The 19,710-nt window shown below is 47.5% G+C and carries 14 protein-coding genes; 2 read left to right on the top strand and 12 right to left on the bottom strand.

The genetic code is table 11. The features are described from left to right. Window positions 1-56: 56 nt before the first annotated feature. Window positions 57-1,580, bottom strand: a complete 1,524-nt coding sequence (locus JOE49_RS11045; RefSeq protein WP_023987305.1) for a copper amine oxidase N-terminal domain-containing protein — start codon at window positions 1,578-1,580, stop codon at window positions 57-59. Between the two features lie 101 nt (window positions 1,581-1,681). After that, the gene (locus JOE49_RS11040; RefSeq protein WP_209941118.1) at window positions 1,682-3,346 is read right to left on the bottom strand and encodes a PucR family transcriptional regulator; all 1,665 of its coding nucleotides are present in this window, start codon (window positions 3,344-3,346) and stop codon (window positions 1,682-1,684) included. Window positions 3,347-3,590: 244 nt separating this feature from the next. Between JOE49_RS11040 and ald the strand changes: the two genes are divergently transcribed. Next, a complete protein-coding gene (gene ald / locus JOE49_RS11035) occupies window positions 3,591-4,721 on the top strand; it encodes an alanine dehydrogenase (protein ID WP_209941116.1) in 1,131 nt (376 codons plus the stop codon). Window positions 4,722-4,812: 91 nt separating this feature from the next. On the opposite strand, the gene JOE49_RS11030 is transcribed toward ald, so the two are convergent. The 4 genes from JOE49_RS11030 to JOE49_RS11015 all read right to left on the bottom strand — a co-directional run bounded on the left by JOE49_RS11030 (window position 4,813) and on the right by JOE49_RS11015 (window position 9,070). Beyond that, window positions 4,813-5,349: a mismatch-specific DNA-glycosylase gene (locus JOE49_RS11030; protein ID WP_028543200.1), complete on the bottom strand. Its 537-nt coding sequence runs from the start codon at window positions 5,347-5,349 to the stop codon at window positions 4,813-4,815. Window positions 5,350-5,363: 14 nt separating this feature from the next. Continuing rightward, window positions 5,364-6,227 carry an aldo/keto reductase gene (locus tag JOE49_RS11025; protein ID WP_209941108.1) on the bottom strand — a complete coding sequence of 288 codons (864 nt, stop codon included), beginning with the start codon at window positions 6,225-6,227 and terminating at the stop codon, window positions 5,364-5,366. 12 nt (window positions 6,228-6,239) lie between these two features. Beyond that, window positions 6,240-7,469, bottom strand: a complete 1,230-nt coding sequence (locus JOE49_RS11020) for a beta propeller repeat protein (protein WP_209941106.1) — start codon at window positions 7,467-7,469, stop codon at window positions 6,240-6,242. A gap of 146 nt (window positions 7,470-7,615) precedes the next feature. Further along, window positions 7,616-9,070, bottom strand: coding sequence for a PstS family phosphate ABC transporter substrate-binding protein (locus tag JOE49_RS11015; RefSeq protein WP_209941104.1), 1,455 nt, complete (start codon window positions 9,068-9,070; stop codon window positions 7,616-7,618). Between the two features lie 99 nt (window positions 9,071-9,169). Here JOE49_RS11015 and JOE49_RS11010 point away from each other — a divergent pair, with 99 nt between their 5' ends. Beyond that, entirely contained in the window at window positions 9,170-9,442 is a 273-nt protein-coding gene (locus JOE49_RS11010; RefSeq protein ID WP_209941102.1) for a hypothetical protein, read from the top strand. Between the two features lie 330 nt (window positions 9,443-9,772). Here JOE49_RS11010 and JOE49_RS11005 read toward each other — a convergent pair whose 3' ends face one another. The 6 genes from JOE49_RS11005 to JOE49_RS10980 all read right to left on the bottom strand — a co-directional run bounded on the left by JOE49_RS11005 (window position 9,773) and on the right by JOE49_RS10980 (window position 19,393). Then, a complete protein-coding gene (locus JOE49_RS11005; protein WP_160789078.1) occupies window positions 9,773-11,869 on the bottom strand; it encodes a DUF6449 domain-containing protein in 2,097 nt (698 codons plus the stop codon). Further along, entirely contained in the window at window positions 11,844-12,746 is a 903-nt protein-coding gene (locus JOE49_RS11000; protein ID WP_209941100.1) for an ABC transporter ATP-binding protein, read from the bottom strand. Before JOE49_RS11000 ends, JOE49_RS11005 begins: the two co-directional genes overlap by 26 nt. Continuing rightward, window positions 12,739-13,128: a GntR family transcriptional regulator gene (locus JOE49_RS10995; RefSeq protein ID WP_023987294.1), complete on the bottom strand. Its 390-nt coding sequence runs from the start codon at window positions 13,126-13,128 to the stop codon at window positions 12,739-12,741. The genes JOE49_RS11000 and JOE49_RS10995 overlap by 8 nt, the downstream gene beginning before the upstream one ends. A gap of 161 nt (window positions 13,129-13,289) precedes the next feature. Next, window positions 13,290-15,965, bottom strand: coding sequence for a PAS domain S-box protein (locus tag JOE49_RS10990; protein ID WP_023987293.1), 2,676 nt, complete (start codon window positions 15,963-15,965; stop codon window positions 13,290-13,292). A 164-nt stretch (window positions 15,966-16,129) separates the two neighbouring features. Beyond that, the gene (locus tag JOE49_RS10985) at window positions 16,130-17,065 is read right to left on the bottom strand and encodes a nucleoside hydrolase (RefSeq protein ID WP_028543206.1); all 936 of its coding nucleotides are present in this window, start codon (window positions 17,063-17,065) and stop codon (window positions 16,130-16,132) included. Window positions 17,066-17,239: 174 nt separating this feature from the next. Next, on the bottom strand, window positions 17,240-19,393 hold the full coding sequence (locus tag JOE49_RS10980; RefSeq protein WP_209941098.1) for a glycoside hydrolase family 6 protein: 2,154 nt from the start codon (window positions 19,391-19,393) through the stop codon (window positions 17,240-17,242). Window positions 19,394-19,710: the final 317 nt, after the last annotated feature.

The following is a 19,710-nucleotide window of genomic DNA, read 5'->3' as shown; positions in this document are numbered from 1 at the left end:
CCAATTTAACTAAAAAAGAACCAGCCCTAATTGGGCCGGTTCCTTGAATATCTTTTTTAGTCGCGTTTCAGTACATATTCCCCATCATTGTTACGAGTTACTGTGGCGCCAAGCGCCTCGGCAACTGATTTGAAAGGAACATACAATGTGCCATATTCATCCGTATATGGAGCTTGTGGCAGCGTCAATGTGCTTCCTTCCAATACAGCCTGTTTGGAGCCACTTTTCAGCTTAATCGTCTTACCTGTAATATCATCAATTACGGTAGTTTGTTTAGCAGCTGCATCCCATTTTAACTCGGAGTTCAGTTCGCTCGTCAGTTCACGCAATGGAATAAAGGCAGTGCCACCACGATTCTCCAAGACGTAGTAATCGTCTTTAGGATCGAAAATGGTTTCTACTTTTGTAATTTCTAAATCATTTTTTAAAATGTTGTAGATCGGAGAATTCGCTTCAAAATTGCGCAGCGTCGCTCCCGGAGTTAATTCAGCTTGTTTATTCAAATCAATAACACCGTTAGAAATATCCACTTTATCAGCCGTCACACTACCATTGACGTTCCAAGATTGAGTTTCGGTCAGAATTGTGAAGGACTTCACTGGAAGACCGTCCACATCTGGCAAAGCAACCGTCAGGTCTGTCGCCGCTTTGCGAACATTTCCTTTTTCATCAAAATACATGTCGCTTTTCAGAACCGTGTTAGCACTCAGAACCGTTTTGATTTCAGGGGACTGTGCATACATGGTGCTAACGCCTACATCATACTGATCAACGGCCAGATCCAAATACTTTTTAACTTCGGTATAAGCCTCATTGACCATTTTTTCTTTGTTAGCACTCAGTTCCGTTGTTACTTTATCACTACCTTCAATATTCATGCCGGAAGCAATCGTTTTAGTCATATCAATGGCTTGCCCGATCAGCTCTTTCAAGCCTGCTTCGTCCTTCGCCAGATTCGCCAGGAACGGTTTTACCAATGTTACCAGCTCATCACCACGAAGTTCAGCATGCAGATGGGTCAGTTTCACTTTGTCTTTTTCACCGTATACTTCCTCGGTTACAGACGTTGCAGAAATGGTCGAAGGGTTAGGCGCATGCTTGAGCATAAGTGCAGCGGCTGTTTTCGTCAGTTCTCTCACGTCTTTGGAATATACATATGGATCAAATCCAGCAGGCAGACCGCTCAAACTCTCTTGCGAGTTCAAAGATATGTAATAAGGTTTTTTGGCACCTTCCAGTTGAATAGCCAAACCTTGGCGGTCTAAAGCAAGTTCAAACGGTAAATTATACTTATCGATGTGCAATGTACCTTTGGCAGAAGCAAGTTCCTCCGATTGTACCTTGGCTTCATCCACAGTGACAGAAATCGAATTAATCAAATCTACGATTTCTTTATCTCCTTGCGTGATTCCTTCTTTTGGAGTCAATTTAAGAGAGATTTTCTCCGTTGTTTGCTGGGACTTCACATCAAGTGTTCCCAATAAATTTTTACTTACATCAAATCCACCTACTGCCTGGCAACCTGTCAAAGCTACCATTAACAGAATAAGAGGGACGGCGATCCATTTTTTTATATTCATATTAATCCCCTTTCAAGATATTTCCGTTATCTCTTCTATTATCTCAGTGTTAACACGCATTGTAAATGAGTAGAATGGAAAATAGAACTAGTTATTTAGGATCAATTTTCAGCCTGCAGCATTCGGTAAGCCAGTAGCGCCATCTCTAGGCAACGACGTTTGTCAGGGTCTGCCAGATTTCCCTCTATGATTTCATTAATTTTATCCAGCCGATTATAAAGGGTCTGTCTGTGAATGTACAAAATTCCGGCGGTATCACGCTTGGAGCCATGGGATTGAAAATAGGCATCCAGTGTATCCAGAAGCTGCATATGGTGCTCACGATCATGCGCAATCAGCCCGCCCAAATGGTCCTCTACGAACTCTTGTAGAAAAGGAATGCGGGGCACCGCCTTCAACAACTGATAGATTCCGATGCTGTCGTAAAACAACCGATCCTTCATGACTGGGACGCTTCGTGCCACTTCAATGACCTCATATGCCTCTTCAAAACTGCGATCCGTCCCCGTCATGCGATGCCTTACTTTACCAAAGCCTGCATGAATGCGCACCTTATCAAGCTGTCCTGCGGCATAGTTCTGAATATATTGAACAGTATGGGCAAGCACTTTTTTCATTTGCGCTGCGGAACGCAGTGTTAATTCCTCCTTGGCACAAAGGATGTAGCATTGACTCCCCTTCATCATCAGCAGATTGTGCAACGCTTCTTTTTTCAACAATGAACGAAGCAGCACTAGCACATCCTGATTGATGGATTCCTTGCGTACCTGACTGGCATCCTTGTCCTGATGTTCCACCTCGATGACCCCTGCCCAAAATAAATACTGTCCCTTCGATAACAATCGCAGGCCCATTCGGGTCTGGGCCTGTTCTTCACTGGGAAGCTGTCCGCTCAGTACATCCTGAATCAATTCATTTTGATTACGCAGCAATCGGTCTTCAAGAAACTGTGTTCTCAGCACCAATGTAGCGGCTGCCTTGGCAGTGTAATCGAGTAACAGCGACATTTCTTCCGTTGGCATTTCACTATGCAGCACCAAACCTACTGCGGAAAACACCTGACCGAAGCATACAACGGGCTGGAACAAGACGGCGGTGGATTCATTCAGGTGAAACAGCAGATGCCCCTCCCGATCGGCGGTCATACTAGATTCCACTTCATTGGCATAAAAATCTGCAATACGGTCCGCTAGATCCGGCTGGACGGAAGGTACGAATCGATTGGTTTCAATGGAAGACATGTAGATGACCTGCCGGGCTGCATAGTCATGAAGCACACGCAAGAGGGCGTCCATATCAGTGCTGCGCAGGGTTTCCTGCTGAAGCTGACGTGAAAATCGCTCCAGATCTTTTAGAAGTTCATGATGTCGGTTAATAAGTAGGGAATGAATATCTTGTGTAATTTCAACAAAACGCACTGGCTGCTCAAATACGATGACCGGGAAGTGATGTCGTTCCGCCAACTCCAGAATTTCAGAGGGGATTTCATGAATGCTCGTGCCCAGCTCCACACACAATCCTGCGGCTTCCGAGCGGATCAGTTGCTCCATATACTCGGCACGCTCTTCCCCCTTCCGGGTGAGCCACAGGCCGGTCGTCAAAATCAAGTCATGACGGCTCACAAACGGAGAAACATTTGTGATTTCTAGTACATGTACCCAACCCACACGGCGATTTACGCCCTGTTCCCCCGCCGCCAGTTTTGCCCGCCGGAAAACGGGACGTTCCAGCACATCCGCAATGGTAAATGTTTTTTTACCGTTCATCGGCATTCTCCTTATGTATATGTCTTTATGTCATTTTATATGACATATATTCATCAAAAAGTCGAGCCTTTAAGTCAGATAATCCGACAAAATGTATGATGTCAAGGAGCTTCCCCCCTTGTAAACTGTACCTAATCTAACATGAATTGCATTTATCGGCTTGAGTCCATGTAACTAATCGGCAAACTGCACAAAAATGATAGTGTAATTTTCTTAACAATTATTTTTAGGAGAGGTGAATGAAATGAAAATTGGGATTCCGAAAGAGATTAAAAACAACGAAAATCGTGTCGCTCTAACGCCTGCAGGTGCAGCTCAAATGATTCAACACGGACATCACGTATTTGTGGAAAGCCATGCAGGTGTTGAAAGCGGCTTTACGGATGGAGATTATGCCACTGCGGGTGCGACTCTTGTGCAGCAAGCTGCGGACGTGTGGTCCCAGGCGGATCTGATTATCAAGGTAAAAGAGCCGCTCCCCTCTGAATACGGGTATTTTCGACCAGGATTGATTTTATTCACCTATCTGCATTTGGCTGCCGAGCCAGCACTGGCCCGCGCTTTAACAGACAACGGCGTAGCCGCCATTTCCTATGAGACGCTAGATGTTGAAGGCAGCCTCCCGCTGCTTACCCCGATGAGTGAGGTTGCCGGACGAATGGCTGTACAAATTGGAGCACAACTGCTAGAAAAACCAAAGGGTGGCAAAGGCATCCTGCTGGCAGGTGTGCCGGGGGTAAAACGCGGTAAAGTGACCATTATTGGCGGAGGGGTGGTCGGCACCAATGCTGCCAAGGTCGCCATCGGTCTCGGGGCAGATGTGACACTGATCGACCTGAGCCTGCCAAGACTGCGCCAACTGGACGATATTTTTGGCAATCAGCTCCATACGCTGGTGTCCACCCCGTCCAACATTGCTGAAGCCGTGGCGCAAAGTGATTTGCTGATCGGTGCTGTCCTGATCACTGGTGCCAAAGCCCCGCGGCTCGTAACGGAAGCCATGGTACAGACGATGCAGCCCGGCTCTGTGATTGTGGATGTCGCCATCGACCAAGGCGGCATAGTCGAGACGATTGACCACATCACGACACACGACCAGCCTACCTATGTGAAGCATGGCGTCATTCACTATGCGGTAGCAAACATGCCGGGCGCGGTACCGCAAACCTCGACGCTCGCTCTGACGAACGCGACGCTCCCCTTTGCTCTCCAGCTCGCAGATTTGGGTGTGCAGGAGGCGCTTCGCAGAAGCAAGCCGCTGCTTAGCGGCACCAACGTCCTGAACGGACATATTACCTACGAAGCGGTCGCACGTGATCTGGGATATCCTTATGTTCCCGTGGAACAGGCATGGCAGGCGAAAGCCTTACAATAGAAACAGCTCAAAGAACCACACGCTCTTCCCAGCAGGGACTGGAGCGTGTGGTTCTTTTTGTGCTAGCTGTATTCACCATACTTACTGCATTTCAGACGATTTCTGACGAAAGGAACGTTTGAAGATGGCGATAAATATCTGTGATTTCTTCCAGCGACATGCGCACCAGTCCGCTAGACGAAGGTGCCACAAATTCATGCATCTCGGGAATTAGCGGTTCAGGCTGAAATCCCCAATCTACTTTGGATTTTTTACTGTATTCGGTGTACACGCCTTTGCCGACAAAGCAAGCAACCCTCGGGCGGTATTCCTTTAGCTTCTCGTATAGCTTCAGACGTCCTTCGGCGTATTCCTCGCGTGCAATGTCCTCTACTCCCCTCGTAGGACGGGAAACAATGTTCGTAAAGCCGAAGCCCAGCTTCAGCAGCTCCCGATCTTCCGATGGATCGTACAAGCGAGGTGTCAAGCCTGCTCCCTCCAGTATGCGCCAAAAGCGGTTGCGCGGATTCGCATAATGATGTCCTACCTCGCCTGATTTCAAGCTGGGATTAAAGCCGATGAATACAACGGATAATCCATAATCCAGATGATCATCTACCTCATGCAGTTCTGTCTCTCGCTCTGTCATGGGCTCCTCCTTTCTCAAACAATATCCAGTGGCTGCTTCCGCGTTGGCGGAGGAAAAGCTTCGTCTATTTGTTGAAGTTGTTCAGAAGTGAGCTGAATACTTGCTGCCGCTGCATTTTCCCGTACATGCGATTCCTGCACCGCCTTCGGAATTGCCCAGACATCACCGTCCCGTATGACCCACGCAAGCGCAATTTGGGATGGAGCTACCCCGTGGCTGGCAGCAATGTCTACCATAACAGGATGCTCCAGCAGCCCCCGTCGCAGGCGGCCACCTTGGGCAATTGGGCAATAGGCCATCACAGGCACTCCATGCGTACGGCTCCAAGGTAGCAGATCATATTCGATGCCACGCGAAGCTGCGTGATACAGCACTTGGTTAACAGCGCAGGCTTCGCCTCCACTTAGGCTCCATAACTCCTCTATGTCGGACTTGTCCAGGTTGGACACTCCCCAGCTACGGATTTTACCCTGCTCACGCAGTTTTTCCATACCTTGTATCGTCTCTTCCAGCGGAATATTCCCACGCCAATGTAACAAATACATGTCCATGTACTCCGTTCCCATTCGGGTTAGGCTCGCTTCGCACGCTTGAGCCAGTCCTTGGCGATCCGCATGATGGGGGTAAGCCTTGCTAACAAGATAGACATCGTCCCGGCGACCCCGGATGGCCTCTCCGACGATCTCTTCTGCGCCGCCCTCAGCATACATTTCAGCCGTGTCCACCAGCGTCATACCCAGCTCCAAGCCAAGTTGAAGTGCGCGCACCTCTTCCTGCCGGAGTGACGCTTTTTCCCCCATATGCCACGTGCCCTGCCCGATTAGTGGTACTTCACGACCGTCAGTCCATCTAATCACACTTTTCTTATGTTGGCTCATATTCATCCCTCCTTAGGATCCTGATGCCACAGGCTTGTCAAATACATGGCTCTGCGTCCAATGCTGTCCACCATCCGAGGTGGTATACATAACTGGGGCCTGCTCTGAATCTGAGAAAATAGCCCAGCCTTCCTTGGCATTTGCCATCCCGATTTGCTGACCGCCATAACCGTCAAAGCCTTGCTTGCCATTGTTCCACGTCTTGCCGCCGTCAGTCGTCCAGCCGATCGTATTAGGCTTGTCGCACGGTGCGCAGTAGCCACCCATCCATGCGGTACTGCTATTAACCGGATAGAGCATACCTGGTGCCGTCCCTTCATTTTTGGCAACCTGGTTCTCTTGCTGGCTAATACCTGGTGCCGGACCGCCGCCAGCGGTGGCATTCGCTAGCACAGCACGCCAGCTTTGTCCACTATCGGCAGTATGCCAAAGCGAATACGACGTCTGATTCATCCCCGTATCTCCAACCAGCTCGATCCATGCGTTGCCACGTTCTACCGAACGAATAATGGCTCCATTTAGAGGCGCCTCCGTTGTGCGTGACATGACAGTAGTCCACTTTTGGCCCCCGTTAACAGTGTGTAAAATCTGAAACGAACGGTCTGTGTCCTGCGTAACCGCCCAGCCGTTTTGCCGATCATGGTAATATGGCTGTCCTACCATGTGGCCAGGCATGGGGAGCGAAGACCAGCTATGCCCGCCATCCTTCGTATATTGGCTGCCACTGAACCCTTCCTTGGACGATACAAAGTGTAAAAAGCCCGCTTGCCCTTGCTCAGGTACAGTCCCCACAACCTCCCAGCGTTTGCCGCCATCGCGAGTGGCCAGCAGCGATCCGCTGTCTGCCATAACAGCCCAGGCCTGCTGTCCGTTCAAGGCAAAAATCTGCTGAACCGTACCTTGGCCCTGATATTGCACATTCCACGTCGATCCGACTGAATCGGATGCAGCCGCGTCCGTTCGGGCAATCCAGCCATTTCCGCCGATCCAGCCGGATTGACCGTCGATCAAACGCAGCGCGGTAATATTGTCCATGCGGACCTTCGCTATAGTAGAGTCTGTGGTTGCTTGTCCTCCTGTTTTCGGTGTATCTACAGTCGTTCCCGAACCATTCGCTTGTGCCGAGGCGGCACCCTTTTGCTCCTTTTGAGCCGTTTGTCCTGTTTGCGAGCCTGTTTCACACCCCGCTGTCACTATGGCTACGGCGAGCAAAAGCACCCATACCGATGTTTTTTTCTTCATTTTCGTTCATCCCCTTATGTTGGTGATATACATGCTGTGCGGGTATTGTATTCACAGCAAAGCATATTCTATGTATTACCCTGCTGTCTTCGTTTCACTCTTAAGGTGAATATACGGGTGACTGTTTGCGAACCATCGTTTCAGGATTACGAGTTTACAGGAACAAAGCCACCCTTTTCGATGGCCCGGGTTCCTGCTTCGCTTTGCAGCCATTCGAGTAATCGTTGCATCGAAGCGCTTGGTTTCTCGCCTTCCCGTGTGACCACGAACAGTTGAGCTGTGAATGGATATTGCTTCGAGCGAATGTGTTCTTTGTTCGGCTCTACTCCATCAATAGACAAAAATTTGACCTCTTGACGATTATGCATCACATTTGCAAAATAATAAAATGAATATCCGAGCGCGTTGTGATCCTTGTTAAAATCTGCGACTGCATTAATCATACCACCCATAATGCCAATTTGTAGTTCACGTGGCGGGTCAGCCATCTCATGGCCTGCCATCACTTTCTTTTGCATGTATGTCTGACTGCCTGAATTTTCTTCTCGCTGATAAGCAATGATCGGCTGATCCTTGCCCCCTACTTCATTCCAATTATGGATAGCCCCTTCATATATGCGGCGTACCTGCTCCGAAGAAAGTCCGTCAACCGGATTGTCTTGATGTACGAGAAAAATAAACGCATCCCACCCAATGGGTGTGAGCTTCATTTGAATTCCCCGGCTTTTTGCCAGACGCAGTTCCTCATCGGAAGGACCGGCCACCAGAATCAAATCCGCCTTCTTTTCGATCAAATTGACATATGCCTGATGGGTCGTGTTGAATCTCAGTTCGTGCGCTGCTCGCGCCTTGCTCATTCCAGTCAGTTCATGCAGCATATCCTGCGCAAACGGAATGGCCGCCGTAGCCCCGTCAACTACTGGAAAATCCCTCTCTGCAATGTACGGGCGTTGAGGAAGCATCAGTGTAATCGTCAGCACAATGACGAGCGCAGCAGATATCGCGGCAACAATCCATTGCCATCTATGATCCACCTTACCATTCTTGTCGGTTAGCGCTGGATAGCGATTCACCCCAACTCCTACTACCATGCCAGCTATCGGCAGCAGTGCTGCCAGTAGAAACCAGATTTCACCATGCTGTGTATATGGCCCCAATACCTCCAACACAGGCTCCGCCCAAGCGTGATAGAGTGAAAAGAGCTCCCACGCCCCTCTCGACACTTCAGCAGGTTGGCCACCAGACCCTTGTATTCCTACAATCCACAACCACAGTCCACATAATAATGATAATAGCCCGGTCAGCATCAGCGAAAGCTTGCCCATGCTGGACATACGCGCACTCAAGGCACCATAAGCTGCAAAGATGAGACCGATAATCCATGCATATAGCAGCATGATTACAATCACAGCTGTGTCCGTCACACCCTCATGCCTCAGCAGAAGCTGCACTTGGGGTGCCACAACCATACTCCAAAATACATTAAACATGACTGAAAACAATCCAAACATAAACGTACCGCCCAGCCATGGCCAAAACCATGCTATCCGCACAGACTCGTCCTTTTCCGGCTTGCTTATAACTCCCTTTGGATCAGACATGTACATCCCCCTATATCTAATGAATGAAATGAGACTGTAAGCCATTGCTTCTTCATTGTACAATTATGGTAAAGATTAGTATACGAGAGGAGGATAAAAATGTCCTTATCCGATCATCCGAATCATACATCTGATGTAACCTTGCTCCGGAAAGTACACGATGATCTATGGCTTTCCTTACAGCATATTCCCAGCGATGAAGCACTCAAGCTACTTCACAGCTTTGCAACCCAGGTAGCGTTCTATCACGAGAAAAAGGACAAGGAGGCGGACTGTAAAAACTACTTTCGAACTCCCTTGCCCTATATAGCGATAGCCGTTGGTATTTCACTGCCAACCGCCATGTGGCTTCTGATATTGTTCTTACCCTAATGCTTATGGCAAAAAAGGCCTCCCCCACGGGAAAGGCCTTTTTGGTATCGAATCTTCTTTATATTGCTCTGGCATGGATCAAAAAACGGTGCTGCTTCACGTCCCAGTACCCATCACGTTGGATATCCAAATACAGACCATACAGTTGTTCTATATATTTCTCTGACTGAAAGTCTGCAATCTGCCATTCAATGGCTTTTAAATAGTAGACAAGCGCAAAATACGTCGTATCTCCATTGGCGAAAATGACTCATGCTTATTCAGCACGAGGTCGAACCCGGCATCGCCAAACGGAAGGGAATCGTCATCCTGTATAGCCATATCGTGGGCTTAAGGAACTGTCGGTAAAGCCTTTGCAAGCTCCGGTGTCATATCTTTTGGAGTTAACAAGTAATAGCCTGTGTGGGCATCTGAACTGTATAAAGGCTTAACCTTAACTTGAAACATATAAGTGCCTTTCTCTATATTTGGAGTAAGGTTATAAGGTCTGCGCTTTTCCAGTACAGTGCTCCAAAGCTTCGAATCTTCAATAGTTGTTGCTTTGTGCTTCTGTTGAATGCTTTTAAATAGTTTATAGTCTTCAATATACTGATTAGGCTGATAAGGCTCCATCTCCTGAGAAATAATAGGAACAGCCCGTATAGACATAATATCCTTGGAATGAATGATGACCTTATCCGCATACCCCTTTTGCCCCAGCCAACCTGTAAGCTTGTGAAAAGAAGCTGGCCAATTAAATGAAAGTTCACGATTCCATTTCGGCTCGTCCTTGGTAAGGGATGACTCTTTGTTTGTAATGGAAACACTCCCCAAGGGATATCGATCTGATTGTATTTCGCTATAACTCATATTTAAAACTTCTTCTTTGAGTACAGCTTCAAATTCATGAATTTCTTTCGGATCGGTCAAAACCACTCGTCGTTCATTATCATCTACTGATTGGATATTGATCGTTTCTGCTTTCCCTTGCAGCTTATCCAGCTTGTATCTTACCGTTTTATAAGGCTCTGCTTCCATCACTTTAGTCAGTTCTGTCCGGAAAGGTTTCTCAGGGAATGTATAGCGCCGAGTTATGATGGAACCATCATCCAGATGGTAGACTATGACTGCCATTTCGACGGCTAGGTTTTTGGACAACGACTTCTCGCCAGCTGCATGTGCACGTACGAGTTCACGATGTAAATTCAGCACAGAAGCAATATAGGCCCTGTCTTGGGAAAAATACGCTTCTTTTTCTGCATCTCCCCCTAGAGGTACCTCTTGCCCCACATAAACTTTTTCTACCGAGTGTGCCGTTGGAATCCGTCCCTCATAGCCTAACCAACCTGAAATCGGGATGTATATGACCAACCCCATGATCACACCGTAAACGACCAGTTCCACCAAAGCACGAACACGTGCAATTTGCCAGGTTTTGCGGATGACCATCTCAACAATGACATAACCTAAAATAGCTCCAAGTACATATCCAAAAAAGGACCAGTTTTCTCCTCTGCTACCTGTAGCATGAAAATAATCGCCTAATACAAGCATGGAGCACAGTATGACCCCTGCCTTGAAAAAGGGTTGAAAGAAAGTAAACGCCATTGCCTGAGTCGCCTTCTCGACCAACCGTTTACGATACAATCCATAACTCAAAGCGACAAACAGTAGGGAGAGACCCATATAGGCAAGTAGCTCCATGTAAGAAAAGGCGTTACGCGGCAAGTAGTCCATAATGCGTACAAGCGGCGACAAGCTTTCCCAAATATTATTACTACTGCGAAACTCCCCACCATTCATATATTGAACAATGGTTTCTCGCACCTGCACATAACCATACAAGTTACGCTCCAGAAGACGACTAATCATGGTTGACAGGTAATAAGGTAATAACAGCAAAATATATACTACTACGGTCTGTAGTAGCGATTGTCCCACACAAATGCCTACAAACACGGTAAAGGTAAAGAGGAAAATCGTAATGACTGAGACGACCAAAGCCCATGATCCGATATCATTGATATGAAAAATATAAGGCAGTTCGGCCGACATGTTTACCAAAACAGTTACTCCCGCAGTCAGCCATACAGGTACAAGTAAAAGTATAAGACCGCTAATAAAATGTGCCGTTAATAGATGCTCTCTACGCAAAGGTAGGCTATGGTATAAATCCGATGAACCCTGTCGTTGAATAAAACGAAGCAGCATCACACCCGCCAGCACCGGTACAACTAATAAAATCAATTTTTGCAATTCATTACCTGAGTTTGTACTATCGAACAAGCCTCTTAAAACCGTTCGCGGCTGTTCATCACCAATGCTCATAAATAATGGTAACGGCACCGTAAACAATAATCCCACCAAGTACAACAGACCGATCCAGCCATGCTGTCTCAGGCTTTGGCGAATTACGCCGCCGCTACAGAAGAATCGGTTGGATGTCATAACCTGCGTCCTCCATTTCATAAATGAAAATTTCTTCAAGCGTCAACGGTAGCAAATCGAACACATGCGGCTCATACGCTTCAATCGTCTCTGCAATCCGCTCTCGTTCACCCCGGATAATAAGCAGCAGAACACTGCCCCTCCGCTCCTTATGTAATACCGAAAGTTGGCCACAGACGGCTTCCTCATGCATGCTGTCCCGAAAGGCAACCTGCACCTTATGCGTATCGGATTTGAGGTCGTCGACCTCTTTTTCCAACAGCATCCGCCCTTGGTGCATAATGCCGACATGATCACACATGTCTTCAATCTCACGCAAATTATGAGACGAGATCACGACAGTCATCTCACGTGCAGCGGTTTCTTGAAACAAGAGATTTTTGATCATTCTACGCATCACGGGGTCCAGACCATCAATGGGTTCATCTAAAACCAGCAGCTCAGGCATGCAGCTCAAGGCAAGCAAAAAAGCGGCTTGGCGCTTCATCCCTTTGGAAAAACGGTGAAGTTTGCGCTTTGGGTCCAGCTTGAAAATATCCGTAAGCTGTGTGTAGCGTTCCTCACTCCAACTTGGATAAATGGAGCGGTAAAACCGGGCCATCTGACGAATTGTCGCTTGCGGAAAAAAATAAGGGGTATCCGGCAAAAACAGAATGTGCTGCTTGACTTCAGGCTGCTCATACACCGGCTGTCCACCGATTAGCACCTTGCCAGTATCCGGTCGGTAAATCCCGGCGATGATTTTAAGCAGTGTCGTTTTCCCTGCCCCGTTCGAGCCTAGCAGCCCAAAAATAGAGCCCTTCTTCACCGTAAGGGCGAGCTGATCGACAGCCTTTTCTTCTGTAAATGTCTTTGTGACTTCCCTTAATTCAATCAAGGGACATCCCCCTTTCCTTTGTTTGTATAGCTTCCACGTATATGTCGTCCACTTCCTGCTGTGTAAAACCGAAATGGACGGCTTCGATCATCTGCTTCAACAGCGCTGCCCGAATCTCATCCCGCTTTATTTGCTGCGGCTGATGCTCGGCAGGGGTGACAAAGCTGCCCTTGCCTTGGACGGAATAGATGTATCCTTCTCGTTCCAACTCTCGATACGCCTTCTGAATCGTATTCGGATTCACCGTTAGCTGAGCGGACAATGTCCGTACGGAAGGCAATTGCTCATCCGGCTGAAGTGATCCGTACACAATCATTTCCTTTACCCTGTCCATAAGCTGTTCGTAGATCGGCTTGCGGCTGCGGATATCCAGCTCGAACATGGACTTCCTCCTTTCAAGACTTATTCTGATTCACTTGTATATACTGAACTGTTCTAACTGTACTATCATTAATAGTACAGTTAGAACAGTTTGTCAATCTTTTCTTTGGTTATTCCTTACAAAAATAGCCGTGATGCATCACGCATCACGGCTATCTCTTTTTAGCCTTCCTTTGACTCATAAGGTTCATCACGGCTTATATTCGCAAGCGTTGAACCTTCCGGCAGCTTAAGATCCAGCTGGAACCGGAACGTCGCTCCTCTGGCCTCATCGCTATCTACACCAATAGCCCCCCCCATCAGCTTGACCAAGTTTTTACAGATGGACAATCCTAGTCCCGTCCCTCCATATTTTCGGTTCAGTGCCGGATGAAGCTGGGAAAAAGGCTGAAACAATAGATGCTGGCGGTCTGCTGGGATACCGATTCCAGTATCCGTTACACTGAACTCAATCAGGCATCTATTTTTACGACGGCTGTAAGCCTTTCTCTCCACAAAGATATTTACACGCCCTCGCTCCGTAAATTTGATCGCATTGCTCACCAAATTCACCAGCACCTGTCGAATACGCACATGATCGCCGACCAGCATCCCCGGCATTTCCTGATCCACATGCCACTCCAGCTCAATGCCTTTTTCCATAGCCTGCGTCATGAATAGGTCAGCCACACTGCCCACCACATCATCTAGCACAAAGGACTCGTGCAGCAAAGACATTTTGCCAGCTTCGATTTTGCTCAAATCCAGTATCTCGTTCAATATCTGCATTAAAGCACCGCTGCTACTGGTAATAATGTCTATATAGCTACGCTGCTCCTCATCCAATTCAGTATCTGCCAGTAACCCCGCCATGCCTATAATGCCGTTCATCGGTGTACGGAGCTCATGACTCATCACAGAAAGAAACTCTGACTTGGCCCGATCGGCGCGTTCGGCAGACTCCTTGGCCCGAATGATCTCCTTTTCATTCGTCCTGTCTACAAAAACCATCACAGCCCCTTTTCGCTCGCCATTATCCATCAAAGGGCTGATTCGATAGGAGGCCAGAAAGCTGGACCCGCCTTTTTTCCAAAATACAGCTTCCTCTGCCTGATAAGAGGCTCCGCTTCGAATCGCTTGAAGAATAGAGGACTGTTCGTCCGGAAAATGACTGCCAATTTCGTCAGCATGGAGGATCATGTCTATGCAAGCGCCATTCAGCGGATTGGCAGATCCTACGCCAAACATCTCAACAGCTGCCGGGTTCATAAAGCGGACATGTCCTTCGGTACTTAAACCTACAATTCCTTCGGATACGGCATTCAAAATAAGCGAATGCTCATTACTGAGCTTTTCAATTTGAGCAATGTAGCTTTTAAGAGGGGTAACATTTTCTATAATCCCGTAGCAGCCTACAATTTCCTCTTGCACGAAAATCGGGATATTCGTCATCTTGATGAATAGACGCTCCCCCTCCTTATGTATAAATTCCGATTCATAGGTTTGCGTCTCCCCCTGCTTGGCCAGCTCCATGTGACGCTTGATTTTGTCCTGTTCCTCAGAGGAAGCCATGATGAGTATGTCAGCCCCAAGCAGCTTATCCTTCGTATAACCCGTAAGCTCCTCCAAGCTCGGATTCACGCTCAAGATATGACCTTCCATATTCACGGCGCATATCCCGAGTGGATTATGCTGAAACAGTGACCTATAACGGTTTTCACTTTCGCGCAGACGCTGCTCCATTTCCCGGTGCTCTGTAACATCCTGGATCATTCCAACCACTTGAACGGGCTTGCCTGCATGCTCGTCCATTTCAGCTTCCCAGATTGAACGCAGTACCTTTTGTTCCCCATTCGGCAATACAATCCGGTAAAAGGTTTCTTCGTGAACTCCCTTTAATATAACGTTGGTGATAATCTGTTTCATGCGCTCTGTATCTTCTGGATGAACAGCCGCCATGAACGCGTCAATACTTGTTTCAACCGACTTGACACGATAACCAAAAATGCTGCGAAATTCCTTGGAGAAATGCATAACATTGTTGACCAGATCCCAGTCCCATGAGCCGAACATCGCCAACCTTTGAGCTTTTGCCAAATTCTCCTCGCTCTTCTGGCGCTCTGTGATGTTGCGTCCGATGGACAGTACTCGCTTGATTCTGCCCTGTTCATCCCGAATAATGCGGTACGATACTTCCAGCCACAAATAGTGCCCGTCCTTATGACGAACACGCCGCTTCATGATGCCTGTTTCCTTGAAGAGTCCATGTACACGCATATAATCGGCATCTTCAACATGGTAGAATTGGAGCCGCTTTTTGCCGAGCATTTCCTGCTTTGTATAGCCTAGGAGTTTTTCCACCGAAGGAGAAATATATTGGAGTATGCCGTCCGCCGTGCTATATGAGATAACATCCGGCGTATTTTCCGTAATCAGCATGTACAAATCCTCATTATCCGAGAGCACCTGCTCCATATCTTTTTTCTCCGTGATATCCATTGCATACGCAATCAAATAAGATTGTTCGGTAGCCTCATCATCAAATATGGTTAATTCCAGCGATAGCCAGACGGATGTTCCCCTTTTATGTTTCAAACGCAGCTCTGTCTTATAGACTTGATCCGTAGCCTTTAGCCAACCTGCGTAAGCCTCCCTCAACCCTCGCTGATCCTGAGCCTCTTTATACAAGAGATGGTAATATCGGATATCCAGTAATTCCTCCTGCTCATATCCGACCATTTTGCAAAAGGCGGGATTGACGTACAGGCACTTCCCCTCCCTCGACAAAATCACGATTCCTGTCGGGGCATGATTATACATATGTTCCAGCAAAGGCAGTCGTCGAGCAGCAGAAAACACAATGAATCTCCTCCTTTGTGGTCCGGCAGTTTTTCTAACTACACCTATTCTAACATGATATGGGATTTTATAGCAGTGAGTCCACCTCTAGATAAAGGCCCTTAAAACATGTATGCACAAAAGATTGCCGATGCAGGTTCATCGGCAATCTTCGAATTATTTTTTTATACCACCCGGCTAAGAAAATGACGCAAAAATCGCTCCGCATCGACTTTAAGTGCCACATCAACCGTAGTCAGTGCTTGAGCTTCGTTCTCATTTTGCACCTCACGGGTGCGACCAACCTCGGCGGAATCCCCCACCTCAACGGCAATGTGCATTGGACGCGTCTCCACAAAGCTAGAATCTATCGCTAATCCTACAGCCAGTGGATCATGCAATGCACAGCCTGCAATACCAGGTCTGAAATTGCGATAGGCTTCCATATAAAAGTCTGTCATATCTGCCATAAACGCGCCCAGCTCGGTCCCTTGCTCACGCCATTTGTCCACATCCTGCTGGGGAAGCAGTGTTTGCATCGTGACGTCCAGCCCAACCAGCGTAAGCGGAAAGCCCGCTCCCAGCACATAGGCTGCGGCTTCTGGATCGGCATAAATATTCGCTTCAGCCGTCGGAGTTACATTCCCTTTCACTGTAACCGCGCCGCCCATGATGATCAGGCGGTCAAGCAATTGGGGCAATTCGGGACAGCGATCCAATGCAATCGCAAGATTGGTCAGCGGTCCCACAGCTACCAGGGTAAGTTTGCCTTCATAGCGACGAGCCTGTCCGATTATAAAGTCAGCCGCATCCCCAGACGCAGCCTGACGGGAGGGCGCTCCTTTCAATTGATTGCCAATACCGTCTTCACCGTGAATATGCCGGGAATAAGGTTTGAACAACTCCCGAGCATATGGCTTGTGAGCGCCAGACACGACCGGAGCCTCTACCCCCAGTTTTTCCAGCAGAATCAGTGAGTTACGTGTTGCCTCCTCCACCGAGATATTACCAAAGGTGGTTGTAATACCGAGTAGCTCCAATTCCGGCGAATGGACCGCATACGCAATAGCAAGCGCGTCGTCAATGCCAGTATCTACATCTAAGATTAACTTTTTGCTCATGATGATCCTCCACAGTAGAACAGCATTCTTTTTTTCATTATACACAATTTCAATGCTTATTCCCTTGGTCATCAAATTCTTTATTCGAAGACGTAAAAAAAGACTACGACAGCTATGCCGTAGCCTTCTTTTAATACTTTTCAATCACTCAAGGGCACTTGTTCTGGCTAAATCCTAAGGCTCGATTCCCCACACCAGCTTATCATTGTGGAACAACGTTGCTTTGTTCCATTCTGCATAAGAGGTTTTGGTTGGATCGAAGGAGTAGTCATTGGATTCGTCCAGATTAGACCAGTCGCTTTTGTTGATGCGGATCTGAATATCACCTGTTTGCGCTCCGGCAGCAAGCGTACCGGCAGCAGGACTGAAACCAATTTCAATATAGTTGTCAGTAAAGGTACGCAGCACGTTATCATTACCTACTTGCGCATAGTCTACTGCAGATTGCAGCTCCTGGCTGCCATCTTTCGTGAAATAGTAACGAATTTTCAGCTCACTCAGCTTCACAGGTGTTGTTCCTTTATTTTTCAAGTTAAAGAAAGGCTTGACTGCGTTATTCGCTGGATCAGTGTCCCCGGCCCGATACATTACAACCAGATCTCCCGCTGGTTCTGTAGGATCCGTCGGATCTGTCGGTGTACCTTTTGGTTCAGCGCTTACCGTTGCGGAATCCTTACTTGTTCCTTTCGCATTCGTAGCACTTACAACATAGAAGTAAGTTGTTCCGTTCGTCAGCCCCTTATCCGTGTACTCTCTTTCCGTTACAAGAGGCGCAACGGGTGTAAAAGGACCTGCTTCGCTAGTGGCACGTTTTACCGTGTAGCTATCGGCACCCGTAGACGCACTCCAAGTCAGCGTCACTTGAGCATTACCAGCTACGGCCTTTAAGCCAGACGGTACAGCTGGAGCTGTAGGCGCTGGGTCCACACCACCAGTGGAAGGCACGATAGCAGGGTACGCATTTTGTACCAGCATCACAAACTGATCATGGAACCATGCTCCTGAAATAGGTGCATTCGGTAGAGCATCTGTTAATGTGCCATCCTTGGTTGTATAGGTAGGATCACACATACGGTCAAAGCCTTTACCCTCATCGTTCGGAATGAGTGAGCTGGAACCATCGGAATCACCCGGAGGTTTCGCCCATACATAGGCATCAATATGGCCAGCTGGAGCCGTTTGTGGCGGTGTTCCCATACCTGCTCCGCTGTTATTACACCAGTTACCACGGTGCGAGCGTTTGTCAACACGGCCTGAGTTTACATAGGAGTTAATATCATTGCCGACTGCGGAAGTCGGACGGTTAGGTCCGCCCCATCCGTTACGGCCTGTATCAATTAACATACCGAGTGAGCTCGGCCAGCCTGCGCTGACAAAATCTCTATGCAATGACTCTGCGAAATCCGATTCATCGAAATTAGGATTCCATTCATAGTACTTGGACGATTTGATCGGTTGTCCGCCGACATTCAGATTTGGATCAGGCAAATTAGGTTCTGTCAGCGGTGAAGTATTGGCTGTATTCGTGATAAAGCCATCTACACTGGACAGACCTTTGCTAGTGTCTTTGAAGATAGTTGTAAACAGGGATACCGTTGCTGCACGGTTGTTATCCCAACCTAACCAGCCAGAGTGACCGATATCTACGTATTTGTACACATTCGGAATCTCGTTCAGCTTATTCATTGTGTACTTAACGCCAGCTTCATAAATCCCTGTAGACTTGGCTTGCGCACATTTAGGATCATCCAGATTGGTTACCAGGTTTGGCAAACTATCTGGTTCAATGATCGCTACGATACGAATATCCTTATATTTGGGATTTGCAAAAATAGAAGCAATTTTGTCAACATAATCCTTTTTATATGTTTCCAGCCCTGCCTGAGTCAGCGGTAATTCACCATTGGAAGCCAAGGCATGACAATCCCGTCCGGGCAGATCATACACAATAAATTCCGCCGTAATCGGTGTGCTGCCTTTCTTTTGCGCCAATACTTGGTCCAAATGCGCTTCCAGGCCAAGCTTGCCTCCACCGCCGTTAATAGCAGCGATACGATCAAGCCATACGGCTGTCGGGAATGTTTTGACCGTTTGCATTTTTGCTTTCAGATTGGCATCCGTAATCTTGGCAATCGATGTATCAACACTAGCCGCATAATCAGGACTAACATATTTTGTCGCCCCTTGGTAAGGATTGTCCACATGGGATTCTGCATGTATTTTATCCGTAAATCCTGCACCTGGTAGAAAGCTGCTTGCGACGAGTGATAGCGCAAAAGCATACTTCATGCTTTTACGAAGCACTTGCTTTGTTTTCAATTGCTTCACCTATCTTTCCGTGGATTTTGTTGAATCTTCCTATGTCGGCACCTGATTGTTACATGATTAAATATGAGTTACGCCTACTTTCTCCAAAAAAAATCGGCGTTCATAGTTGCGAAAGGTAAGCGCTTTCTGTTTGTCCATGCGCTCACATTTTCCCCTTTTTGTCACCTCCTATGTTAGATTATAGTGAGCTGGAAATCTGCTGTAAATTGAATAAATTAAGGACTACATTATTAATTAGGCATATGAATTGCCACTCTAGCGGTTCGTTGTGGCACCTCTTTTTCTGAAACCGGTTCCTTCATTTGTTGAACATCCCT

Source organism: Paenibacillus sp. PvR133 (assembly GCF_017833155.1).
Classification (GTDB): domain Bacteria; phylum Bacillota; class Bacilli; order Paenibacillales; family Paenibacillaceae; genus Paenibacillus; species Paenibacillus polymyxa_B.
The sequence above is the reverse complement of the archived record's forward strand: the minus strand, read 5'-3'. Positions and strand labels throughout refer to the sequence as shown.